Genomic DNA, 23,134 nt, shown 5'->3' on the forward strand with positions numbered 1-23,134 from the left:
GATCGATTCGCGCGACAGTGAGCGCGCGAATCGCCGCTGGTGGGACGCCGACGCCGGCCGGACGAAGGTGCTACTCGGTGACCTTCTCGATCACCACACTGCCGGTGCCCGCGGCGGTGCCGTGGGCGTTCACGAGGTGGACCTCACCGAAGAACTGCCGCCCCTCGGGGGCCGCACCGGCGACGATCACCTGCGCGCCGACCTGCGCGGACGCGCCGGCCGCCAGGTTCACCGGCGTCGACTCGTCCACCTTGATCGTGCCGAGCGCCGCGGAGTAGAACACGTCGCGGTAGTCGTACGCGGTGGTGCCGGCGGGAACGTCGTACCCGTCCACCACGACCGTGTAGGTACCGGCGGCCGGCGAGGCGATGCTCACCGACTCCTCGGACCCGGCGGTGGTCGAGGCGGCGACCTGCGTGTCGCCGAGGAAGACGTACAGGTCGATGTCCGCGTTGGCGTCCGTGGTGGAGCCGATGGCGACGTCGAGCTTCTCGGCGCCCGCCGGGACGGTCACCTCGAACTGCTGCGCCTGACCCGTCGAGATCGACGGGCGCTCGACCGCGGCCGAACCGAGCGAGCCGCCCTTGAGGTAGCCGGTCAGTGCGGCGGCCTCGTTGGTGACGGTCCAGTCCACCGCGGCCGGGGTGCCGATCTTCGCTTCGGCGATGGTCTGCACCGCCGGGTCGAAGGTGGCGCCGAGCAGCGAGACGTCGAGCTTGAACGGGTTCGCCAGGAGCGGCGACGTACGCCGGGCCTCGATCTCGATCTCCCAGACGCCGGGCTGCGGGTCCTTGTAGGACCGCGCGTCCGGACGGCAGGTGTTGGTCGGGCTCTCGTAGTTCGGGTAGCAGTAGATCGTCGAGCTGTCCTCGACCGCGACCCCGTACGGGTGGATCGAGATGAACCGCGTCTGGCTGCCCGCGCGCAGGGCGCCGAGCGCGACCTCCAGCGTCTTGGCGCCCTCCGGCACGTTCAGGAAGTACGACGTGGTGCCGTTGCGCTGCACCGAGCCGGACGCCGCGAACGCGTTCGTCGGGGCCTTGATGTCGGTGGCGACGACGACGGTGGCCAGGATCTGCTGGTCCACGCCCACGGTCTTGGCGTCGTTCACCTCCAGGACGGCGCTGTGCACGCCGACCGAGCGCGGCTGCGCCTGGACCTTCACGGTCACCGGGGTGCCGAGCGGCAGCTTGACGGTGCTCGGGCCGACCAGCTTGAAGGTGCCGTCGCCGTTCTTCCACGACAGCTTGTGCGCGACGTCGCGGTCGGCGCCCGTCGTACGGGTGATGACCACGTCGTACGTCTTCTTCTGGCCGGTCTTCAGGCCGCCCTCACGGTCGTACAGGCCGGTGCCGAAGCCCGGGTCCTTGAGCGCGAAGTCGATCGAGGTGTCGACCGGGGCCTTGACCGCGTACTCGTTGGCCGTGGCGCCCTTCTTGATGAGCTTCCACGCGTCCAGGATGTTGATCAGACCGGAACCCTGGGCGTGCGCCGGCACGTTCTTGATCTGGGTCGCGGAGCTGGTCAGCGCGGTGCGCAGATCGGCCGGGGCCAGGTCGATGCCCTTCTGCTTCGCGGCGGAGAGCAGCAGTGCGGTGGCGCCGGCGGCCTGCGGGGAGGCCATCGAGGTGCCCTGGAGCATCGAGTAGCCGGCAGGCAGGGAGTAACCCGCCTCCTTGACCGGAGCGCCGGGCAGCCAGGTCGGGGTGGTGTTGATGGCCGCGCCGGGGGCGCTGATGATCGGCGCGAAGCCGCCGTCCTCACGCGGACCGCGCGAGGAGAAGGGCAGCATGTCGTACTTCTTGGTCACGAGGGAGCCGTAGTTGGCCGCCCACGTCTCCTTGGAGATCGACGCGCCCACCGAGACCACGTGGTCGGCGAGACCGGGGTCACCGATGGTGTTGACACCGGGACCGTCGTTGCCGGCCGAGATGACCAGCTGGACGCCGTAGATGTCGATGAGCTGCTTGTACAGCTCGGCGCGGGCGTTGTTGCCGTCGTTGAGCGGCGGCAGGCCGCCGATCGACATGTTGACGACGTCGACACCGCGGTTCACGACGAGGTCGATCATGCCCTCGGTGAGGGCGATGTTGGTGCAGCCGCCGGTCCAGGTGCAGGCGCGCGAGGAGACGATCTTCGCGCCGGGGGCCGCGCCGTTCATCGCGCCGCCGAACAGGCCGTTGGCCGCGGTGATGCCCGCGACGTGCGTGCCGTGCTCGCCCTCGATGACGCCGATGCTGACGTAGTCGGAGGTGGCGCCCGCCGCGTTGTAGACGACGTTCTTGCGCGTCTCCACGACGAACGGGATGCGCTCGGCGACATCGGTGCGCGGGTCGTCCGTACCGAAGTACGAGACCTGGTGCTTCTCCTTGTACGGCAGGAGGACCGTGTCGTCGGAGAAGTCGGCGTTGTTGTTCAGGTCCACCCGGGTCGTGCCGGTGACCGGGTCGTACAGCACGCCCCAGGTGTCGGTGTTGTCACCGTCACGGTTGAGGTCGCCCAGCATCTCGCCGCCGTTGGTGGCGGACTCGCGGAACAGGCTGAACTTGTACGAGCCGGCGGGCGCCTTGTAGGTGACGCCGCCGAGCGTGAAGGAGGGGCCGGAGACCGCCTGCGTCATCCGCAGCCAGGTGCCGTCCGCGTCGCTGACCGGGTCGGTCGCGGTGACCCAGTCGACGATCTTGCGCTCGCCGGTGCTGGTCTTCTGGAGCGCGGGGTGGGCGAGGTCCACACCGGAGTCCAGGATGCCGATGGTGACGCCCCGGCCGTCCGCCTTCGGGTTCTGCTTCACGAAGTCGACCGCACCCGTCTCGAAGGACGGGTTGTACGGGTTCTTCGCGGGCGTCTTCTTCGAGGGCGCCGCGTACGTGGTGGACGTCGTGGCCGTCTTCGCGCCGGCGGCACGGTCCGCCGAAGGCGTCGGGTCGTCGAGCTCGATCTCCTGGCGGAGGTCGATGCCGAGCACGGACGACAGCTTCGAGGCCGATGCGATGGTGGCCTTCGCCGTCTTCGTCGGGACGGTCGCCCGGACGTAGCCGAGCTTGTCGTACGTGATGCCGGGCACGGACCCGCTGACGGCGTCGAGCTGGCTCTTGACCTGCTCGGTGGAGCCGGGCTTCGTGGCGACCATCAGCGTGACGTTCTTCTCGCCCTTGGCCTCGGCCTGCGCCAGGACCTGGGCGTCGGACTTGCCGAGCTTGTCGCCCGAGTCGCTCGTGGCGGCGGGCTTGACGGCGGTCGCTGCCGGGTCGTCCGCGGCGAAGACCGGAGCGGTGGCGGTGGCGGCGAGCGCTGCCACCAGACCCGCCGCGGCGGCCACCCGGGCCACGCGTCCGGCCGCCGGTATGGAACCGGGGGAATCCTTGGTCATCAGCATCCCTGTGTATCAGAAAGGAAGAGTCCGGAATTCGGTACCGGATGACCGCTCACCCTTTCGTATCTGACAGGGTTTTGTGGAGAGTTGACGGAGGCGCGTAGATGACATGGCGTAGATCCGCCACCGTTGCCCCTGCGTCACCGGGGAGAAAAGGTGTCAGATCATGCCCTCGCGACAGTCGAGGGGCCCGTCCGTCCGGAGCCCGCCGCTCCGCTCAGCGCGGCAACGCCGTCACGTACGCCGCGGGTCGCCGGTCCCGCGCCGCGCACAGCGCCGTCCGCACCACGCCCGCCTGCCGCTCCGCCGCCTCGCACAGTGCCTCCGCCGAGAGCCGCACCACCGTGACCCCGAGCCGCTCCAGGTACTCCCGCAGCACCGCGTGCGCGACCGGCTCCGGCTCGGGTTGCGCCCGCCCCCGCGAGCCGCGCGGGGCCGGCCAGGGCGTGGCGGCGCACCGGGGGGCCCGCGCGGTGTCCAGCTCCACCGCCACCGCCTCCTCGGGCCAGTAGGCGTCCACGCTGCCCAGATGAGGGCCGCCGGGCAGCCGCAGATCCACGTTCCACACCGGCTCGGGCAGCCCGTGCACCCGCACCAGGGCGTACAGCCGTTCCTCGGCGAGGCTCCGGCCCTCCGCGAGCAGCAGCTCGACCGCACGGGCCACCGCGGGCCGGCCCAGCAGCTTCGCCGCGCTCAATTCGGCCACGAGGACGGCGGGTTCGCAGTGACCGTCGCGGGCCGCCTCGGCCAGCAGCAGGCGTACCGCGGCCGGGTCGTCGAGCCCTGCCACCACGTCGGCGACGGCCCGCTCCGCGGGCACCACCGGGAAGCCGTCGACCACCGCCGGCTCCTCGGAGAGGGCCGCGCGCACCACCCGGACGAAGCCCGCCGACCGCAGCCGCCGGGTGCGCGGCACGAGCACGTCGACGTGGCTGAGCACCGGCACGGCCGGCGCGGCGGCGAAGCCGTGCAACGCCAGCGCCGCCACCCCTGTGACGGCCGCGCCCCCGGTCCCCGCGTCCGTGCCCGTACGGTCCGTACCGGCCCTTTCGGGACCGTTCTGCGAGCCGCGACGGCCGGTGGCCGGCCGGCCCGCGTACAGCAGCGCCGCCCGCAACCGCTCACGCCCGCCGACCGGTCCCGTGTCCAACAGGTAGACGCCCGGCAGCAGCTGCTGCCAGGGGCCCCGGGGCGCGCAGCGCTCGGAGACCCGCGCGGCGGTCAGGCCCTCCCGCCGCAGCTGCGCGCCGGTGACGATCCGCGGCTCGGCCCCGGGTGTGCGGGGGAGGACGCGGGGGGAGGACAGGGAGGTGTCGTGGTTCATGCAGAGGCACTTTCCGCCGCCGGACCGGCCGCTAACCCCTGTTACAGGCCCGTCGACATACCAGGACAGCACGGGCCCCCTGCGTGCGGACCGGTGATCGAAAAGGCCCGCCGTGCGGAAGTTGCCCGGGCGGGCGGGGCGGACCGGGGCGGCCGTGCGCGCCCCGTAGCGCCCCGCACGTGCGGCGCACACGACCGTGCGGGCCGCCCCCCTCGGACGGAAGGGGACGGCCCGCACGGGGGAGCCGGGGTCAGGGGCTTTCGTTCGGATCGAGGCCGGCATGACCCCGACGAGAGGTCCTACGCCGCCGCGTCGCACTCCTGACCGCGCAGCGCGCGTGCCAGGTCGTCACGGGCCTCCAGCACCAGGCGGCGCAGCGCGGGCGCCGCGTCCTCGTGCTCCTTCAGCCACGCGTCGGTCGCCTCCAGCGTCGCGGGGTCGTCCTGGAGCCCCGGGAACAGCCCCGAGACCACGTCCATCCCGATCTGGATGGAGCGCTCCTTCCACACCCGTTCGATCGCCGCGAAGTACTTCCCGGCGTAGGGCGCGAGGAGTTCGCGCTGCGAGGGCCGGACGAATCCGGCGATCGTCGCCTCGACCAGCGCGTTGGAGAGCCGGTCGGACTCCACGACCGCCGCCCACGCCTGGTCCTTGACCGCCGCCGAGGGGCGCGCGGCCAGGCAGCGCACCTGGTGGCGCTTGCCCGACGCCGTGTCGTCACGGGTCAGTTCGGCCTCGATCGCGGCCTCGTCCGCCACCCCGCGCGCGGCCAGTGGGAAGAGGAACGCCCAGCGCAGCTCCTGGTCGACGTCGAGCCCGTCGATCACGGCGGAGCCGTCGAGCAGTTCGCCCAGCAGCCGGAGATCCTCGTCCGAGGAGGCCGACGAGGCGAAGAACCGGGCCCAGGTCAGCTGGTCCTGGCCGCCCGGCACGGCGAGCCGCAGCTCGCGCAGCGCACCCTCGGCCAGCAGCCGGCCGCCTTCCTCGCGCCAGGACGGGGCCACGTAGTGGGTGAGCGCCGAGTGGGCCCAGTTGTGCAGCATCTGGAGCACGCCGATGTCCGACTCGCGCCCGGCGAAGGCGAGAACCAGGGCGATGAAGTCGCGGGCCGGCATCAGCCCGTCGCGGGTCATGTTCCACAGCGCCGACCAGCAGAGCGCGCGGGCCAGCGGATCGGTGACGGCGCCGAGGTGGTCGCGCAGGGTGGCGAGGGACTCCTCGTCGAAGCGGACCTTGCAGTACGTCAGGTCGTCGTCGTTGACGAGGACCAGCTCGGGCTTCTCGGCCCCGGCCAGCTCGGCGACGACCGTGCGCGCACCGGCCACGTCCGTCTCGGCGCGGGCGTAACGCGTCAGCGCGCCGCTCCCGTCCTTCCGGTACAGGCCCACCGCGATCCGGTGCGGGCGCAGCTCCGGGTGGGAGGCGGCGGCCTCCTGGACCACGGCGAGTTCGGCGATCCGGCCCTCGGCGTCGTACGACACGACCGGCGTGAGGCTGTTGACGCCCGCCGTCTGGAGCCAGGCGCGGGACCAGGCCGTCATGTCGCGGCCGGAGGTGTCGGCGAGCACCGACAGCAGGTCGCCGAGGCGGGTGTTGCCGTAGGCGTGCTGCTTGAAGTAGCGCCGGGCGCCTTCGAGGAACGCGTCCCGCCCGACGTACGCCACCAGCTGCTTCAGGACGGAGGCGCCCTTGGCGTACGTGATGCCGTCGAAGTTCAGCTTGGCGTCCTCCAGGTCACGGATGTCGGCCGTGACCGGGTGGGTGGAGGGCAGCTGGTCGGCGCGGTAGGCCCACGCCTTGCGGTTGTTGGCGAAGGTGATCCAGCCGTTGGTGAAGCGGGTGGCCTCCACCATCGAGAAGGAGCCCATGAAGTCCGCGAAGGACTCCTTCAGCCACAGGTCGTCCCACCAGCTCATGGTGACGAGGTCGCCGAACCACATGTGCGCCATCTCGTGCAGGATGACGTTGGCCCGGCGCTCGTAGGACGCCGTGGTGACCTTGCCGCGGTAGATGTACTCCTCGCGGAAGGTGACCAGGCCGGGGTTCTCCATCGCGCCGAGGTTGTACTCCGGTACAAACGCCTGGTCGTACTTCCCGAACGGGTACGGGTAGTCGAAGTGGTCGTGGAAGAAGTCCAGACCCTGCTTGGTGATGAGGAAGACGTCGTCCGCGTCGAAGTGACGGGCGAGACCCTTGCGGCACATCGCGCCGAGCGGGATCTCCAGCGTGCTGCCGTCCTCGAACGTACGGGAGTAGTGGTCCGTCACGTAGTGGTACGGACCCGCGACCACGGTGGTGATGTACGTCGAGATCGGCTTGGTCTCGGCGAACCGCCACTCCCCGCCCTCGTGGGACTCCTCGGCGCCGTTGCTCCAGACCCGCCAGCCCTCGGGGGCCGTCACCCGGAAGCGGTACGGGGCCTTCAGATCGGGCTGCTCGAAGTTGGCGAAAACGCGTCGGGCGTCGGCGGGTTCGTACTGCGTGTAGAGGTAGACCTCGCCGTCCTCCGGGTCGACGAACCGGTGCATCCCCTCGCCGGTCCGGCTGTACGCGCACCGCGCGTCGACCACCAGGACGTTCTCGCCCTCGGCCAGGGAGTCCAGCGCCACGCGGGTCCCGTCGAAGACGGCCGCCGGGTCGAGCGCGGTGCCGTTCAGGGTCACCGCGTCCACGCCGGGGGCGATCAGGTCGGCGAAGGTGGAGGCACCGGCGCGCGCCGAACGGAAGCGGATGGTGGTGACGGAGCGGAAGGTGCGGGGGGCGTCGCCCTCCTCGGCCCGGCCGACGGCGGACCGCAGGTCGAGCGCGATCTCGTATCCGTCGACGGTCAGCAGTTCCGCCCGCTCGTGGGCCTCTTCGCGGGACAGGTTCTCACCGGGCACCGGCACTCCTTCGTGACTCGATATCGAATGTTTTGATCCTCGCACGCCGCTCTCCGGGGAATGTCCGGGCGGTCCCCCGCGTTGTCCGCGCGGAGACCGAAGCTGCCAAGGAGAGACATGTCCGACACCACCACCGCACCTGGCAAGACCCCCGCGGACTTCTGGTTCGACCCGCTCTGCCCGTGGGCGTGGATGACCTCCCGCTGGATGCTGGAGGTCGAGAAGGTACGCGACGTCGAGGTCCGCTGGCACGTGATGAGCCTGGCCGTCCTCAACGAGGACAAGCTGGACGATCTGCCCGCCGAGTACCGCGAGCTGCTGGAGAAGAAGGCGTGGGGCCCGGTCCGGGTCGTCGTCGCCGCCCAGCAACTGCACGGTGACGAGGTCGTCCCCGGCCTCTACACCGCGCTCGGCACCCGCTTCCACAACAACGGCGAGGGCCCGACCCGCGAGGCCGTCCTCGGCGCGCTCGCCGACGTGGACCTGCCCGCCTCGCTCGCCGACTTCATGGACGACGACACCTACGACGCCGAGCTGCGCGCCTCCCACCAGGAGGGCATCGACAAGGTCGGCCAGGAGGTCGGCACCCCGGTCATCGCCGTGCCCGGCGCCGACGGCGGGCAGGTCGCCTTCTTCGGCCCGGTCGTGACCCCGGCGCCCAAGGGCGAGGACGCCGCGAAGCTCTGGGACGGCACGCTCCTGGTGGCCTCGATCCCCGGCTTCTACGAGATCAAGCGGACCCGCACCCAGGGCCCGATCTTCGACTGATCCGGCGCGACGGACGAGTGCGGGGCGGGGGCGGACACCACGGCCTCCGCCCCGCGCCCGCTCCCCCGGATTCGTTCGCACACCCGCAACACGCGAACCCTTGTTCCCCCGGTGGACTGGCCGCATGATCGGCCCCATGCCCGCCGACAGACCCCCGCAGCCCGTACCCGCCCTGCCCCGCCGGGTGCGCGTCGGCTACGGCCTGGGTTCCCTCGCCACCGGCGCCTTCTCCACCGTGCCGGGTCTCGTCCTGCTCTACTACCTCACCGACGTGCTGGCCGTGCCCGCCGCCGTCGCCGGGGCCGCCGTCTTCCTCCCGAAGGCATGGGACGTCCTCGTCAACCCGCTGGTCGGCGTGGTCTCCGACCGCAGCCGGCTGCGCGGCGGCCCCCGCCGCCCCTTCCTGCTGATCGGCGCCTGCACCCTGCCGCCGCTCTTCGCGCTGATCTTCGCCGCCCCGTCCCTGCGCGGCGGAGCCGCCGCCGGGTACGTCGCCGTGCTCTTCCTGCTCGCCGCGACCGCGTACGCCGTCTTCCAGGTGCCGTACGTGACGATGCCCGCCGAGATGACCGAGGACCCGGCCGAGCGCGGCCGGGTGCTGGCCTGGCGGGTGGCGTTCCTCGGCATCGCCATCCTGCTCTCCGGCGCGCTGGCCCCCGCGATCGCGCACGCGGACGGCGACACCCCCGCGAGCTACCGGCTGATGGGCGTGATCGTCGCCGTGCTCCTCGCCGCCGGCATGTTCGGCGCCTGGTTCACCACCCGGTGGGCTCCCACCGTCGCCCGGAGCGAGGCCGAGCCCTCGCTGCGCGCCCAGCTCGCCGCCGCCCGCACCAACCGGCCCTTCCTCCACCTCGCGGGGATGTGGACCCTCCAGGCGCTGGCGATCGGCGTGATGCTCGCGGGCGTCCAGTACTTCGCCACCTACACCCTCGGCTCCGCCTCCGCGGTGACCCCGCTCTTCGCCTGCATGATCGGCCCGCTGGTGCTCTTCATGCCGCTGTGGAACCGCCTCGCCCGCCGCAAGGGCACCCGCTACGCCCAGTGGTGCGCCTCGCTGCTCTACATCGCCGGGGCCGTCGCCCTCGCCTTCACCGGAGCCGCCGGTCCGGTGCTCGGCTACCTCGCGGTGGCCGCGGTCGGCATCGCGTACGCCGGTCTGCAACTGCTGCCGCTGACGCTGCTGGCCGACACCCTGGCCGCCGACGCCGTCCGTACCGGCAAGCGCAGGACCGCCACCTTCACCGGCCTGTGGACGGCCGCCGAGACCCTCGCCTTCGCGCTGGGCGCCGGGCTGTTCGCGCTGGTCCTCGCGGTGACCGGGTTCCGCTCCTCGGACGCCGACCACGAGGTCGCCCAGCCGGACGCCGCCCTCACCGGCATCACCGCCGGCATGAGCCTGCTGCCCGCCGTCCTCGCCGCCGCGAGCCTCTGGCTGCTGCACCGCTACCGCGAGGAGGCGCAGCCCCCTCCTGAGACCCCTTCCGTATCCCCTTCCGCACCGAACGAGGACCTGACCCGTGCCGACTGACGCCGTACCCACCCCTGGAACCGGCAGGCCCGCCGGCGAGGTGCTGGCCGAGCTGCGCGCCCTGCGCGGCGCCGACGCCCCCACCCGGGGCGGGCGCACCTTCGCCTACGTCTACGACGCCGGGCTGGAGGGACTCGACGAGCTGACCGCCGAGGCGTACACCGCGTTCGCCACCGTCAACGGGCTCGACCCGACCGTCTTCCCCAGCGTCGCCCGACTGGAGAACGACCTGGTCCGCGCCGCCGTCGACCTCCTCGGCGTGCCCGGCGCCCAGGGCACCTTCACCAGCGGCGGCACCGAGAGCATCCTGCTCGCCGTGAAGACCGCCCGCGACCACGCCCGTGCCGTACGCGGGGTGACGGACCCCCAGCTGGTGCTGCCGTCCACGGCCCACGCGGCCTTCCACAAAGCCGCCCACTACCTGGGCGTGGAGCCGGTCGTCGTCCCCGTCGACCCGGTCACCTTCCGGGCCGACGCCGGCGCGATGGCGGCGGCCCTCACCGACCGCACCGCCCTGGTGGTCGCCTCCACCCCCTCGTACGCCCACGGGGTGATCGACCCGGTCGCAGAGATCGCCGCAGCCGCCTCCGCGCGCGGGGTGCTCTGCCACGTCGACGCCTGCATCGGCGGCTGGCTGCTGCCGCATCTGCGGCGCGCCGGACGGGACATCCCGCCGTTCGACCTGTCGGTGCCCGGCGTCACCTCGCTCTCCGTCGACCTCCACAAGTACGGGTACGCCGACAAGGGCGCCTCCGTGGTGCTCTACCGGGACGCGGAACTCCGCCGCCACCAGTACTTCGCGCACGCCGGATGGCCCGGCTACCCCGTCGTCAACCCCACCGTGCAGGGCACCAAGTCCGGCGGACTGCTCGCCCAGGCGTGGGCGGCGCTCCAGCACGTCGGCGAGGACGGGTACACCGCACTCGCCGGCCGGGTCGCCGAGGCCTCCGACCGACTGCTGGCAGGGCTTCGCGCCCGGCCCGGCCTCCGGGTCCTCGGCGAACCCGCCGCCGGACTCGTGGCGTTCACCGTGCTCGGCCCGCCCGCCGGAGGCCGGGCGGGCGGCGTGGACGAGCCCGACCTCAGCCTGCTGCTCCACCTCGCCGACGAGATGCGCGCGCTCGGCTGGTACCTCCAGCCCCAGCTCTCCTTCGACGGCCTGCCGCCCAACCTGCACCTGACGCTCACCCCGGCCACCGTCGGCCAGGTCGACGCCCTCCTCGCCGACCTGGCCGAGGCGCTGGTCGCCGCCCGCGCACTGGAGCCGGTGGCGGTCGACCCCGCCCTCGCCGCACTGGCCGCCACCCTGGACCCGGACACACTCGGGCCAGAGGAGGTCGCGGGGGTGCTCGCCTTCGCCGGACTGGACGGGGACGCCGGGCTGCCCGGCCGGATGGCCCCGGTCCTCGTGCTGCTCGACGCCCTGCCGGGTCCCCTGAAGGAGCGGCTGCTCGCGGAGTTCATCGGCGCGGTGTTCCGGGTCTGAGCCCACTGGCGCACGTGGAAGAACCCCCGCGAACCATGTCTTCGCGGGGGTTCTTCGTTCATCCGCCTGCCGGGTGAAGGTGGAGAAGACGATCACGAGGCAGGACGTCGGGGAGGTCCGGAGAAGGTCAGGGGGCGAGCAGCAGGACGTTCTCGCGCGCCTTGGCGGCGGTGTACCGCTTCGCCACGTCCTGCCAGTTGACGACCCGCCACATCGCCTCGATGAAGTCGACCTTCTGGTTCTTGTACTGGAGGTAGAAGGCGTGCTCCCAGGCGTCGAACACCAGGATCGGCACGGAGCCCTGGCCGACGTTGCCCTGGTGGTCGTAGACCTGCTCGACGATCAGCCGTGCGCTGAGCGGCTCGTACGCGAGGACGCCCCAGCCCGAACCCTGGGTGGTGGCGGCGGCCTTCGTCAGCTGGGACTTGAAACCGGCGAAGGAGCCGAAGGACGCGGTGATCGCGTCCGCGAGGTCGCCGACGCCGTCCGCCGCGAGCGGTTCGCCGCCGCCGTCGCCGGTCATGTTGTGCCAGTAGATCGAGTGCAGGATGTGGCCGGAGAGGTGGAACGCGAGGTTCTTCTGGAGCCCGTTGATCGCACCCCACGCCTCCTTGTCCCGCGCCTCCTCCAGCTGTTCCAGGGTGTCGTTCGCGCCCTTCACGTATGCCGCGTGGTGCTTGTCGTGGTGGAGCTCGATGATCTGCGGGTTGATGACCGGTTCCAGCGCCGCGTAGTCGTAAGGGAGTTCCGGGAGCGTGTACGTGGCCATGGTGCGAACCCTTCAGATGCTCAGCAGTTGTTATTGCAACCTATGTGCAAGTGCAGGCTAGCAGGAAGAAGATCGGGAAGGGGGAGGACCCGGCGGAAATGCCGGTACAGGAAAAGAGGCGGCGGCCCGGGGAATCCCGGACCGCCGCTCTCTGAACGCGTGGACGACCGTCAGCGCGCCGCCGCACCCCGTCGCTGACGGATCAGCCCGGTCGCGATCAGCACCACCGTCAGCGCGCCGGTGGCCAGCAGCTGGTCACGCGTGTCGGGCTGGCGGAGCATCAGTACGAAGATCCCGGCCATCGCCAGCAGTGCGGCCACCGTCGCCACCGGGAACAGCCACATCCGTACCACCAGCTTCTCGGGCTCCTCGCGCTCGGTGCGCCCGCGCAGGACCAGCTGGGAGAGGGCGATGAAGATCCACACGACCAGGATCACCGCGCCGATCATGTTGAGCAGCCACGGGAAGACGTCGTCCGGCCGCCAGTAACTCAGCAGCACGCAGAGGAAGCCGAAGACGGAGGAGGCCAGCACCGCGTTGCGCGGCACCCCGGAGGAGATCCTGCCGAGCACCTTCGGGCCCTGGCCGCGGGCCACCAGTGAACCCGCCATCCGGGAGGCGCCGTAGATGTTGGCGTTCATCGCGGAGAGCAGCGCCACCAGGATCACCACGTCCATGATCCGGCCCGCCGCCGGGATGCCCAGGTGGTCGAGGGTGGCGACGTACGGGCCCTTCTCGACGACCTTCGGGTCGTCCCACGGCACCAGCACCACGATGACCGCCATCGACCCGACGTAGAAGAGCGCGATCCGCCACATCGCCGTACGGACGGCCTTCGCGACCCCGCGCACCGGGTTCTCCGACTCGGCCGCCGCGATGGTGACCGTCTCCAGCCCGCCGTACGCGAAGACGGAGGCCAGCAGCCCGATGATGAAGCCGTTCGCCCCGTGCGGCAGGAAGCCGCCGTCACCGCTGAGGTTGGCGGAGCCGGGGGCGTCCACGTCGGGCAGTACGCCGGTGATCGCCAGTACCCCGAGGATCAGGAAGAGCGAGATGGCGCCGACCTTCAGCGCGGCGAACCAGAATTCGAACTCGCCGAAGTTCCGTACCGCCGCAAGGTTCGTACCCAGGAACGCGGCCATGAAGAGCGCCACCCACATCCACTGCGGGGTGCCCGGAAGCCAGCCCGTCACGATGTCCGCCGCACCGATCCCCTCCAGTCCGACCGCGACCGAGAGCAGCACCCAGAACGACCAGCCCGCGGTGAACCCCGCCCACGGGCCGAGCGCCCGCTCGGCGTGCACGGAGAAGGAGCCGGACGCCGGGTGGGCGGCCGACATCTCGCCGAGCATCCGCATCACCAGCATGACCAGCAGCCCGGACACCGCGTAGGCGATGACGATGGACGGGCCCGCCGAGGCGATGCCCGCGCCGGAGCCGACGAAGAGTCCGGCCCCGATCACCCCGCCGAGCGCGATCATCGACAGATGGCGCTGCCGGAGACCGTTGCCGAGCGACGAGCCGTCCGGGGCGGGGGCCGGAGCGGGGGACCCGGAGGTGGCCGGTGGGCCGGCTGTGGGGGAGGGCGTGGGGGTGCGGGGCATCGACGGGCTCAGTTCGGTCGGCGGGCTCGGGGGGCGGGACCGCGAGGGCGTTCGAGCCGCCGGCCCGGAAGGTTCCCGGCTGGGTGGGGGTGCGGCCCGTTGGACGCCTCAATCTGAACGGATGTACCGCTCATCGGGCAGATCTGTCCGCAATACGGTCACCAGGTCCGCACACCGCACACACCGGGACCGGCCGTCGGAGTGGTGGTTCAGCGCCCCGCCGCCGGCCTCCGGCGCGCCCTGACCTCGCGTACCCACGCGACCAGCAGCACCAGCGCCGTGGCCCCCGCCGACCAGAGCACCTGCCCGCGCGCGGAGTCGTCGACGAGCATCAGCACCAGCACCGCGCCCAGCGCCACCAGGGTCAGCCAGGTCAAGTACGGGTAGCACCACATCCTCAGCACCGGCCCCCGCTCCGCCCCCGAAGCTGCGGCCTCCCGGTCGATGCGCGGCCGCAGCCGCAGCTGGGACAGGGCGATCAGCGCCCAGACGAACAGCAGCACCGCCCCGACCGAGTTCAGCAGGTACAGGAAGACGGTGTCCGGCCACTCCAGGTTGAGGAGTACGGAGACGAAGCCGAAAGCCACCGACGCGAGCACCGCCCGGCGCGGCACCCCGCCCCCGCGCTCCGTCACTCCCGACACCTTGAGCAGCCCGCGCGGCGCCTCGCCCCGTTCGGCGAGCGAGAAGATCATCCGCGAGGAGCCGTAGAGGTTCGCGTTGAGCGCGGAGAGCAGTGCCACGAAGATCACGACGTTCATGATCTGCCCGGCCGACGGCACCCCGATCGAGTCCAGCACCGTCACGTACGGGCTCAGCCCCGACTGTTGCGCGGTCCAGGGCAGCACCGTCACGATCACCAGCATCGAGCCGACGTAGAAGAAGAGGATGCGCACCACCGCGCTGCGCACCGCCCGCCCCACCGCGCGCGCCGGATCGTCGGTCTCGGCGGCGGCGATGGTGAGGACCTCGAGCCCGCCGAAGGCGAAGACCACCGACAGCACCCCGGACACCACCCCGCTCCAGCCGTTCGGCAGGAACCCGCCCCGGCCCGTGAGGTTCGTCAGGCCCACCGGATCGGTGTCCGGCAGCAGCCCGAAGACGGCGAGCGTGCCCAGCACCAGGAAGGCCACGATCGCGCACACCTTCAGTGCGGCGAACCAGAACTCGAACTCGCCGAAGTTCTTCACCGCGGTGAGGTTGGCCGCGGTGAAGACCACCATGAAGACCAGCACCCACGCCCACGGCTCGACGCCCGGCACCCAGCCGTGCGCGATCTGCGCCGCCGCGGTCGCCTCCACCGCCAGCACCACCACCAGCAGGAACCAGTACAGCCAGCCCACGCTGAACCCCGCCCACCGCCCCAGCGCGCGTTCCGCGTGCACGGAGAAAGAGCCCGAGGCGGGCATCGCCGCCGACATCTCCCCGAGCATCCGCATCACCAGCATCGCGAGCGCGCCCGCGACCAGGTACGACACGATGACGGCCGGTCCCGCGACCGCGATCCCGGCGCCCGAACCGACGAACAGCCCCGCCCCGATCACCCCGCCCAGGCCGAGCATCGTCAGATGCCGTTGCTTGAGCCCGTGGGAGAGCGGCTCGGCGGGGGTGGGGGGTGGTGCGTCGCGCATGGGGGGCCAGGCCGCTCTGATCGGTTTAGTGGGGAACCAACAGCGTCTCACGGAGCGAGACGGGGCCAGGAAAGACGTCTGCGCTGTACGAGCCGGAGTGATGAGGCTCACGCCGAGGGGTGGTTGCCTCCGCGTCTTTGTGTGAACCCCACCAAGTCGCGGTCGAGGCCTTTGTGGGCGACACACGGTGATCAGCACCGCGCCCTTCGACTAACGTCAGCCGCAGGCTCGCCTTTTCGGCACTTGCCCGCCCTTGCGTCCGTCGCCCCACCCTCACCCGCGGAGTCCCGATGAGCACTGCTGCCGCCCCCGTCCGTACCGGAGTGGTCCTCGCCGACCTGCTGCCCGCGGTCCGCAACCGCGCCGCCGTCGACGCCGCCCTCGTCCTGGGCGGCGCCGCCCTCACCGGTCTCGCCGCGCAGATAGCGGTCCCGATCCCCGGCTCCCCGGTCCCCGTCACCGGCCAGACCTTCGCCGCGCTCCTCATCGGCAGCGCACTCGGCGCCCGCCGCGGCTTCCTCTCCATGGCGCTGTACGCGGTCGTCGGCATGGCGGGCGTGCCGTGGTTCTCCGGCGGCACCTCCGGCGCGGGCGGCGCCAGCTTCGGCTACATCCTCGGCATGCTGCTCGCCGCGACCGTCGTCGGTGCCCTCGCCCGCCGGGGCGGCGACCGCTCCGTGCTGCGTACCGCGGGCACCATGGTGGTCGGCTCCGCCCTCACCTACGCGGTCGGCGTCCCCTACCTCGCCCTCTCCACCGGCATGTCGGCGAGCGCCGCCATCGCCGCGGGCCTGACGCCCTTCCTCATCGGCGACGCCGTGAAGGCCCTGCTGGCGATGGGCGCGCTGCCCGCCTCCTGGAAGCTCCTCGGCCGTCGCGGCTGAGCCTTCCCCCGTACGAGCCCCGAAAGGCCCACCGGACGCGTTCCGGCGGGCCTTTCGCGCTGTTCCGTACGGGTGCCGCTCAGTCCTCCGCCGCCACCCGGCGCCCGCGCCGCTCCCGTACCAGCGACACCGCGACCACCACCGCCGCGACCAGCAGCGACAGCAGCACCTGCTCGCGGGCCGCGTCGTCGGTGAGCATGTAGACCAGGACGAACGAGATCATCGCGATCGTCGCCCAGGTCAGATACGGGAAGAGCCACATCCGCACGACCGGCCCCTGACGGGACTCGCGCTCGATCATGGGGCGCATCCGCAGCTGGGTGAAGCAGATGACCAGCCAGACGAAGAGCGCCACCGCACCCGAGGAGTTCAGCAGGAAGGCGAAGACGGTGTCGGGCCACCGGTAGTTGAAGAAGACCGCCACGAAGCCGAAGACGACCGAGGAGAGGATCGCCGCCCGCGGGACGCCCCGCTCGTTCACCCGGGTGAGGGCCCGGGGCGCGTCGCCCCGGCCGCCGAGCGAATACGCCATCCGGGAGGCCGTGTACAGGCCGGAGTTGAGGCAGGACAGCACGGCCGTCAGCACGATGACGTCCATCACCTGTCCGGCGTGCGGGATGCCGATCGATTCGAGCGCGGCGACGTAACTGCCCTTCTCCACGATCGACGGGTCGTTCCAGGGCAGCAGCGTCAGCACCACGAGGATCGAGCCCAGATAGAAGACGGCGATCCGCCAGATGACGCTGTTGGTCGCCTTCGAGACGGCGCGCCGCGGGTCCGAGGACTCACCGGCGGCCAGCGTGACGATCTCGCTCCCCATGAAGGAGAAGACCACCATCAGCACCCCGGTCAGGATCGCCCCCGGCCCCTTCGGCAGGAAGCCGCCGCTGTCCGTGAGGTGGGCGAAACCGGACCCGGCGTTGTCCGAGCCGGGGAGCACCCCGAAGACCGCGAGCAGCCCGACGATCACGAAGGCGCCGATGGCCACGACCTTGATCCCGGCGAACCAGAACTCGAACTCGCCGTAACTGCCGACCGAGATCAGGTTCGTGGCGGTCAGCACGGACATCACGATCAGCGCCCACCCCCACTGCGGTACGGCCGGCACCCAGCTCTCCAGGATCGCGGCACCCGCCGTGGCCTCCACGGCGAGCACGACCACCCAGAAGAACCAGTACAGCCAGCCGATCGAGAAGCCCGCCCAGCGCCCGAGGGCCTGGTCGGCATAGGCGGAGAAGCTGCCCGAGCTGGGCCGTGCGGCTGCCATCTCGCCGAGCATCCGCATCACCAGCACCACCATGGTGCCGACCAGGGCGTACGAGACGAGGATCGCGGGACCGGCGGCGGCGATGCCCGCGCCGGAACCCACGAAGAGGCCCGCGCCGATCACCCCGCCGATGGCGATCATCGAGAGGTGACGGTTCTTGAGTCCGGCCTTGAGCTGCCCCTCGGAGCCCCCGGAGCGGTCCGGCCCGCCGGGCTCGCCGCCCGCTTCCGTCACTGCCGTTCCCGACGTCATGGCTGGATTCCTCACGTAACGGCCTTCGCGCGGCCTCCGTACGGCCTTCGCGCGGCCTCCGTACGGCCTGCGCGCGGCTGGTCCGGGCGGATCGCGACGAGCCGCCCTGTCCGAGCCGGGACCGCGTGCGTCCGCGGTCCCCGCAGGTCCGCGGGGGTACGTTCGGTGTCCCGGCCACGACCCCGCGAAGGGCTCCGACCCCGCTGACGGCTACCCTGCCGCGCTCGTGCCACACTTTCCGGCATGCGCGTGTACCTCGGATCGGACCATGCCGGCTACGAACTCAAGAACCACCTCGTCGAGTGGCTGACGGCCCACGGCCACGAGGCCGTCGACTGTGGACCCCACATCTACGACGCCCAGGACGACTACCCGCCGTTCTGCCTCCGCGCCGCCGAGAAGACGGCTGCGGACCCGGACAGCCTCGGCGTCGTGATCGGCGGCTCGGGCAACGGCGAGCAGATCGCCGCCAACAAGGTCAAGGGCGTCCGTGCGGCGCTGGCCTGGAGCGAGCAGACCGCCGCCCTCGGCCGCGAGCACAACAACGCCAACGTGGTGGCCATCGGCGGCCGGATGCACTCCGAGGAGGAGTCCACCAAGTTCGTCGAGATCTTCCTCAGCACGCCGTACTCGAACGAGGAGCGCCACACCCGGCGCATCGAGATGCTCTCGGCGTACGAGGAGACCGGCGCTCTCCCGCCGATCCCCGCCCACCACCCGCAGCAGGGCTGACCCAGCCGCCCGCACCCGCCGACCACCCACCGTGCCGCCAGGGCACAGGCCGTGTGGAGGAAGTCCCGCCGGCCACGCCCTCCGGGCGGACGGCGCCGCTTCCCCCACCACGCCCTCGCCCGGCGGCACGGCCCGTTCCACCCGCCGTCGCGCGCCGGCCATTTCGCCCGTCAGGAGAGCGTCCGTGCCCGAGGGCCACACGATCCACCGCCTCGCCGCCGACCACCGCGAGCGGTTCGCCGGTCGGCCGGTGCGCGTCAGCAGCCCGCAGGGGAAGTTCTCCGACAGCGCGGCGCTGCTCGACGGCCGGGTGCTCGACGCCGTCGACGCCCACGGCAAGCACCTCTTCCTCGGCTTCGGCGCCACCGGCTGGGTCCACATCCACCTCGGACTCTTCGGGAAGCTCGGCTTCGGTACCGTCCCGGCCCCGCCGCCCACCGACACCGTCCGCCTCCGGCTGCGCGGCGAGGACCACTACGCCGATCTGCGGGGCCCCACCACCTGCGCGCTCATCACCGAGCCCGAGAAGCAGGCGATACACGAGCGCCTCGGCCCGGACCCCCTGCGCACCGACGAGGACGGGACGCGCGCCTGGCAGCGGATCTCCCGCAGCCGGGTCACGGTCGCCGCCCTGCTGATGGACCAGAAGGTCGTCTCCGGCGTGGGCAACGTCTACCGCGCCGAGGTCCTCTTCCGTCACGGCATCGACCCGTACCGCCCCGGCAAGGACCTCACCCGCGCCGAGTGGGACGCGATCTGGGCCGACCTCGTCCTGCTGATGCGCGAGGGGGTGCGGAACAACCGCATCGACACCGTCCGCCCCGAGCACCTGCCCGAGGCGATGGGCCGCCCGCCCCGCGTCGACGACCACGGCGGCGAGGTCTACGTCTACCGGCGCGACCGGCGGCCCTGCCACGTCTGCGGCACCGACGTCCGCACCGCCGGACTGGCCGCCCGCAACCTCTTCTGGTGCCCCACCTGCCAGAAGCGCTGACCGCGCCGCCGAACCGGCCACCGCCGGAGGTACGCGGGGCGTCGCGTGTCCCGGTCCGCGCGTTTCCACCCCGTCGAAAGCACGTTCACGCACGGCCGTCCGCAGCACCCCGGGCGAGGGGCCCGGGACCGTCCGGTTCCGAGGTCGTACGCCACGCCCACCAGCGTCTCCACCGGCGGGGCGACCCTATTTCGTACCTCTCCCCACCGGGGTCCCCCTGCACGGGGAGCCGTTCGGTCGATAAGGTCCCGACAATGGCCTCTCGCGACGGAGTGAACGCGTACATGGCCCGGTGGCGGCGAACGGCACACCGGGCCCGCATCGCGCTGCGCCGGTCCGGGGTCGACTACTTCCGCGGCGACGGGGCCGACTGGATAGCCTTCGCGGGCCTGTTGCTGACGATCCCCGCCATCACGGTGGCCACCATGTGGAACCCGGAATGGTTCTCTCCCACGGCCCTCGTGCTGCCGATCGTCGCCGGCGGCCTGCTGCTCCGCCCCTCCAGCCTGCTCACCCTGTACGCGGTCGCGGCAGGCGCGTTGATCGTCGAGTCCTTCACCCTCGGCACGGCCCCGGTCGACGTCACGGTCACTCCGGGCAATGTGCTCGTGGTCGGAGCCTGCGGTTTCTTCGGGCTGGTGCTCGCCCAGTTCCGGGCCCGTGTCGGAGTGCCGTGGCGGCGCGGCGGCACCATGCTCTTCGACCTGCGCGAACGCATCCGCGTCCAGAGCGCGCTGCCCCGGCTGCCGAAGGGCTGGCACTGCGAGATGTCGCTGCGGCCCGCCGGGGGGCAGTCCTTCTCGGGCGACTTCGTCGTCGCGGCACGCACCCACGGCGGACGCACGCTGGAGGTCGTCCTCACCGACGTCTCCGGCAAGGGCATGGACGCCGGCTCCCGCGCCCTGCTGCTCTCCGGCGCCTTCGGCGGCCTCCTCGGCTCACTGCCTCCGCACGGCTTCCTGCCCGCGGCCAACGGCTACCTGCTGCGCCAGGACTGGGACGAGGGGTTCGCCACCTCGATCCACCTGGTGCTGGACCTGGAGACCGGCGACTACGAGATTCTCTCGGCCGGCCACCCTCCCGCCCTCCAGCTGAACTCCGCGACCGGGCAGTGGGAGGAGAAGGCCGCCGAGGGGCCGTTGCTCGGCGTCTACGACGGAGCGGAGTTCGACGCGGTCAAGGGCTCGCTGGCCTCGGGCGACGTCCTGATGCTCTTCACGGACGGCCTGGTCGAGGCGTCGGACCGGGACATCGCCGACGGCATCGACCGGCTGACCGGCGAGGCGGACCGGTACGTCACGACCGGCTTCGAAGGCGCGGCCTGGCATCTGATCGAGGCGTGCGCGAAGGACGTCAACGACGACCGCGCGCTGCTTCTGCTCTCCCGCCGGGGCTGAGCCGGCCCAAAGCGTGTTGCGGAAGTCCCGCCTGTCCGGCGACGCCCGGCACGCACGCTCGCCGCGTTGTCGGGATCGCCCCGGTACGTCCAGTATCGGGGCGACCCTGCGCCGTGCGATCGCACGCACCGGACGCGGCCGGACCCGCCCTCCGGGCGGACGGCGCCACTTCCGCAACACGCTTCAGGGGCTCTCCGGCACAGCCCGGCCCGGCCTCCCGCCGGACTTTCCGCCGGGCAGCCACCTCGCCGGCCAGGAGGAACGGCTCGCGGCGAGCGGAGCGAGGACCGCGAGCACCAGGACGTACCCGGCGATGAACGGCGAGAGCCGCTCGTCGAGCCCGGCACCCGCGGCCATGGCCGCGAGGATCAGCGCGAACTCGCCCCTGGCCAGCAGGGTGGTGGCGATGTTCGCGACGGCGAGGGGGCCGAAGCCGTACACCTTCGCGGTGGCCAGCCCGGCGAACACGTTCATCACGGCGGTCACGGCGACGGCCGCCAGCACCGGCCACACGACGCTCGGCAGGTCGCCCGGGTCGATCGAGAGGCCGAAGGCGAAGAAGAAGATCGCGCCGAACGCGTCCCGCAAGGGGCTGACCAGTCCCCGGATGCGTTCCCCCGAGCTGGTGCCGCCGAGCATCAGGCCGACCATGAAGGCGCCGATGGCGTCGGCGACGCCGAACCACTCGGACACCCCGGCGACGAAGACCGCCACGCCCAGGAAGGAGATCACCAGGAGCTCGTCGTTCTCGGTGCGGATCAGCCGGGAGAGGGCGCGGGTGCCGAAGCGGGCCACCAGAGCGAGGACCACGAGGAAGCCGAACGCCTTCCCGCCGTCCAGCAGGGCCGCGCCCACGCTGTCCGCCCCGGACAGGACGGGCTGGAGCGCGGCGAGATAGAGGGCCAGGAACACGTCCTCGACGACGATGATGCCGAGGATCGGCCTGGTCTCGGGGTTTCCGAGCCTCCCGAGGTCCACGAGGACCTTGGTGACGATCGCCGAGGACGAGATGCCGAGCACTCCGGCGAGTACCAGTGCCTCCGGGGTTCCCCATCCCAGCGCGTAACCGAAGCCGAGACCGCCGCCGACGTTCAGGGCCAGGTACACGCCGCCGGCGATCATCATCTTGCGTCCACCGGTCCGCAGATCGTCGAGGTGGAACTCCAGGCCGAGGTAGAAGAGCAGCAGCACCAGGCCGAGGGCCGCGAGCATCTCCAGATCGTGCGGGTCCGCCACCAGCACGATGCCGGGCGTGTGCGGGCCCAGGAGCGTCCCGGCCAGGATGAACAGCGGGATGGTCGGCAGTCCGATCCTGGCCCCGGCCCGTGCGAGCACGGCGGCGGCCAGAAAAGCGCCCCCCATGGCGATGAGCGTGTCGGCGTGTCCGATGAGCCCACTCCTTCGGTAGGTCGACAAGTCGAGACGAAAGGTAAAGAAGGAGTCAAGAATTCTCCGTACGGACGTTACCGAACCCGCCCCGCAGTCGGCGGCGTCCACGAGCGGGCGGGCCGGCGGACCGGCCCGGAAGCCGTCCGGACGGGGGTGCGGGGGAGGACCGCGGGCTGCGCGGAGGGACGGGTCACGGCTCTTTGCCCTCGGGCCGGGGGCCCGGCCGTAGAGTCGGCCCATGCCGGAGCCCCTGTGGACCCTGACCGAGGTGGAGGCGCTCGCCCGCGCCGCGCACGCCACCCAGACCGACAAGGCGGGCCGCCCGTACGCCGAACACCTCGCGGCCGTGGCCGAGGGGGTGCGGGCCACGGGTGGCAGCGCCGAGCAGATCGCCGCCGCCTGGCTGCACGACTCCGTCGAGGACGGGGTGCTGAGCAGGGAGTGGCTGGCCGGCGCGGCACTCGACCCCCACGTCAAGGAGCTGGTGCGGGCCCTCACCCGGGGGAAGGGCGAGGAGCCGGCCGCGTACACCGCGAGGATTCTCGCCACTCCGGGGGCCTTGCTGATCAAGAGGGCGGACCTCGCCCACAACGCGGATCCGGCCCGTCTGGCGGTGCTGGAGCCGGCTACCCGTGACCGGCTGACCGAGAAATATGCCCATGTGCGGCGACTTCTGGGTCTCCAAGTCGATGAATCGCCTCCGGACCGAATGAATTCGGCCAACCCTGGCCCGAAGTGAGACCGGCCAGGCCCGAAGTGCGACCGGCCCGCGCCGGGCGGAGGCCTCCGGCCCGGGCGGAGACCTCCCGGGGAGGCGGGCGAGCGGACCCGGGTGCTTCGCAAGAAGAACC

The 23,134-nt window shown here is 71.9% G+C and carries 16 protein-coding genes; 8 read left to right on the plus strand and 8 right to left on the minus strand.

Annotation, left to right across the window (positions count from 1 at the left end):
* Nucleotides 1-70: 70 nt before the first annotated feature.
* The 3 genes from ACFWEP_RS13815 to pepN form a co-directional block, all read right to left on the minus strand.
* Complete coding sequence (locus ACFWEP_RS13815; RefSeq protein ID WP_387369724.1) at nt 71-3,376, minus strand: S8 family serine peptidase; 3,306 nt, start codon at nt 3,374-3,376, stop codon at nt 71-73.
* 214 nt (nt 3,377-3,590) lie between these two features.
* Complete coding sequence (locus tag ACFWEP_RS13820; RefSeq protein ID WP_387369726.1) at nt 3,591-4,697, minus strand: hypothetical protein; 1,107 nt, start codon at nt 4,695-4,697, stop codon at nt 3,591-3,593.
* Between the two features lie 299 nt (nt 4,698-4,996).
* Nucleotides 4,997-7,579, minus strand: coding sequence for an aminopeptidase N (pepN, locus tag ACFWEP_RS13825; protein ID WP_387369728.1), 2,583 nt, complete (start codon nt 7,577-7,579; stop codon nt 4,997-4,999).
* 117 nt (nt 7,580-7,696) lie between these two features.
* Here pepN and ACFWEP_RS13830 point away from each other — a divergent pair, with 117 nt between their 5' ends.
* The 3 genes from ACFWEP_RS13830 (at nt 7,697) to ACFWEP_RS13840 (ending at nt 11,364) form a co-directional block, all read left to right on the plus strand.
* On the plus strand, nt 7,697-8,347 hold the full coding sequence (locus tag ACFWEP_RS13830) for a DsbA family protein (RefSeq protein ID WP_387369732.1): 651 nt from the start codon (nt 7,697-7,699) through the stop codon (nt 8,345-8,347).
* A gap of 136 nt (nt 8,348-8,483) precedes the next feature.
* Entirely contained in the window at nt 8,484-9,878 is a 1,395-nt protein-coding gene (locus ACFWEP_RS13835) for an MFS transporter (RefSeq protein ID WP_387369734.1), read from the plus strand.
* Nucleotides 9,868-11,364 (plus strand): pyridoxal phosphate-dependent decarboxylase family protein, encoded by a 1,497-nt coding sequence (locus ACFWEP_RS13840; protein ID WP_387369736.1) that lies wholly within the window; start codon nt 9,868-9,870, stop codon nt 11,362-11,364. The genes ACFWEP_RS13835 and ACFWEP_RS13840 overlap by 11 nt, the downstream gene beginning before the upstream one ends.
* A 127-nt stretch (nt 11,365-11,491) precedes the next feature.
* Here ACFWEP_RS13840 and ACFWEP_RS13845 read toward each other — a convergent pair whose 3' ends face one another.
* The 3 genes from ACFWEP_RS13845 to ACFWEP_RS13855 form a co-directional block, all read right to left on the minus strand.
* Nucleotides 11,492-12,133 (minus strand): superoxide dismutase, encoded by a 642-nt coding sequence (locus tag ACFWEP_RS13845; protein ID WP_387369738.1) that lies wholly within the window; start codon nt 12,131-12,133, stop codon nt 11,492-11,494.
* Between the two features lie 170 nt (nt 12,134-12,303).
* A complete protein-coding gene (locus ACFWEP_RS13850; protein WP_387369740.1) occupies nt 12,304-13,737 on the minus strand; it encodes an amino acid permease in 1,434 nt (477 codons plus the stop codon).
* A gap of 209 nt (nt 13,738-13,946) precedes the next feature.
* Nucleotides 13,947-15,368 (minus strand): amino acid permease, encoded by a 1,422-nt coding sequence (locus ACFWEP_RS13855; protein ID WP_387369742.1) that lies wholly within the window; start codon nt 15,366-15,368, stop codon nt 13,947-13,949.
* A gap of 290 nt (nt 15,369-15,658) precedes the next feature.
* Between ACFWEP_RS13855 and ACFWEP_RS13860 the strand changes: the two genes are divergently transcribed.
* Nucleotides 15,659-16,252, plus strand: a complete 594-nt coding sequence (locus tag ACFWEP_RS13860; protein ID WP_387369744.1) for a biotin transporter BioY — start codon at nt 15,659-15,661, stop codon at nt 16,250-16,252.
* Nucleotides 16,253-16,331: 79 nt separating this feature from the next.
* On the opposite strand, the gene ACFWEP_RS13865 is transcribed toward ACFWEP_RS13860, so the two are convergent.
* A complete protein-coding gene (locus tag ACFWEP_RS13865; protein ID WP_387369746.1) occupies nt 16,332-17,771 on the minus strand; it encodes an amino acid permease in 1,440 nt (479 codons plus the stop codon).
* Between the two features lie 243 nt (nt 17,772-18,014).
* On the opposite strand from ACFWEP_RS13865, the gene ACFWEP_RS13870 reads away from it, so the two are divergent.
* From ACFWEP_RS13870 to ACFWEP_RS13880, 3 genes are all read left to right on the plus strand, one after another.
* Nucleotides 18,015-18,503 (plus strand): ribose-5-phosphate isomerase, encoded by a 489-nt coding sequence (locus tag ACFWEP_RS13870; protein WP_328721671.1) that lies wholly within the window; start codon nt 18,015-18,017, stop codon nt 18,501-18,503.
* 184 nt (nt 18,504-18,687) lie between these two features.
* A complete protein-coding gene (locus ACFWEP_RS13875; protein WP_387369749.1) occupies nt 18,688-19,497 on the plus strand; it encodes an Fpg/Nei family DNA glycosylase in 810 nt (269 codons plus the stop codon).
* A gap of 254 nt (nt 19,498-19,751) precedes the next feature.
* Complete coding sequence (locus ACFWEP_RS13880) at nt 19,752-20,894, plus strand: PP2C family protein-serine/threonine phosphatase (RefSeq protein WP_387369750.1); 1,143 nt, start codon at nt 19,752-19,754, stop codon at nt 20,892-20,894.
* Nucleotides 20,895-21,077: 183 nt separating this feature from the next.
* Here ACFWEP_RS13880 and ACFWEP_RS13885 read toward each other — a convergent pair whose 3' ends face one another.
* Nucleotides 21,078-22,256, minus strand: coding sequence for a cation:proton antiporter (locus tag ACFWEP_RS13885; protein ID WP_387369752.1), 1,179 nt, complete (start codon nt 22,254-22,256; stop codon nt 21,078-21,080).
* Nucleotides 22,257-22,521: 265 nt separating this feature from the next.
* On the opposite strand from ACFWEP_RS13885, the gene ACFWEP_RS13890 reads away from it, so the two are divergent.
* Nucleotides 22,522-23,022, plus strand: coding sequence for an HD domain-containing protein (locus ACFWEP_RS13890; protein WP_387369754.1), 501 nt, complete (start codon nt 22,522-22,524; stop codon nt 23,020-23,022).
* Nucleotides 23,023-23,134 lie beyond the last annotated feature (112 nt).

The organism is Streptomyces sp. NPDC060198 (assembly GCF_042728415.1).
Taxonomy (GTDB): domain Bacteria; phylum Actinomycetota; class Actinomycetes; order Streptomycetales; family Streptomycetaceae; genus Streptomyces.

Excerpts from the sequence above, each read along its gene's own strand:
- ACFWEP_RS13815 (WP_387369724.1), bottom strand. The coding sequence starts at position 3,376 with ATGCTGATGACCAAGGATTCCCCCGGTTCCATACCGGCGGCCGGACGC.
- ACFWEP_RS13820 (WP_387369726.1), bottom strand. The coding sequence starts at position 4,697 with ATGAACCACGACACCTCCCTGTCCTCCCCCCGCGTCCTCCCCCGCACA.
- ACFWEP_RS13830 (WP_387369732.1), top strand. The coding sequence starts at position 7,697 with ATGTCCGACACCACCACCGCACCTGGCAAGACCCCCGCGGACTTCTGG.
- ACFWEP_RS13835 (WP_387369734.1), top strand. The coding sequence starts at position 8,484 with ATGCCCGCCGACAGACCCCCGCAGCCCGTACCCGCCCTGCCCCGCCGG.
- ACFWEP_RS13845 (WP_387369738.1), bottom strand. The coding sequence starts at position 12,133 with ATGGCCACGTACACGCTCCCGGAACTCCCTTACGACTACGCGGCGCTG.
- ACFWEP_RS13850 (WP_387369740.1), bottom strand. The coding sequence starts at position 13,737 with ATGCCCCGCACCCCCACGCCCTCCCCCACAGCCGGCCCACCGGCCACC.
- ACFWEP_RS13855 (WP_387369742.1), bottom strand. The coding sequence starts at position 15,368 with ATGCGCGACGCACCACCCCCCACCCCCGCCGAGCCGCTCTCCCACGGG.
- ACFWEP_RS13860 (WP_387369744.1), top strand. The coding sequence starts at position 15,659 with ATGAGCACTGCTGCCGCCCCCGTCCGTACCGGAGTGGTCCTCGCCGAC.
- ACFWEP_RS13865 (WP_387369746.1), bottom strand. The coding sequence starts at position 17,771 with ATGACGTCGGGAACGGCAGTGACGGAAGCGGGCGGCGAGCCCGGCGGG.
- ACFWEP_RS13870 (WP_328721671.1), top strand. The coding sequence starts at position 18,015 with ATGCGCGTGTACCTCGGATCGGACCATGCCGGCTACGAACTCAAGAAC.
- ACFWEP_RS13880 (WP_387369750.1), top strand. The coding sequence starts at position 19,752 with ATGGCCTCTCGCGACGGAGTGAACGCGTACATGGCCCGGTGGCGGCGA.
- ACFWEP_RS13885 (WP_387369752.1), bottom strand. The coding sequence starts at position 22,256 with ATGGGGGGCGCTTTTCTGGCCGCCGCCGTGCTCGCACGGGCCGGGGCC.
- ACFWEP_RS13890 (WP_387369754.1), top strand. The coding sequence starts at position 22,522 with ATGCCGGAGCCCCTGTGGACCCTGACCGAGGTGGAGGCGCTCGCCCGC.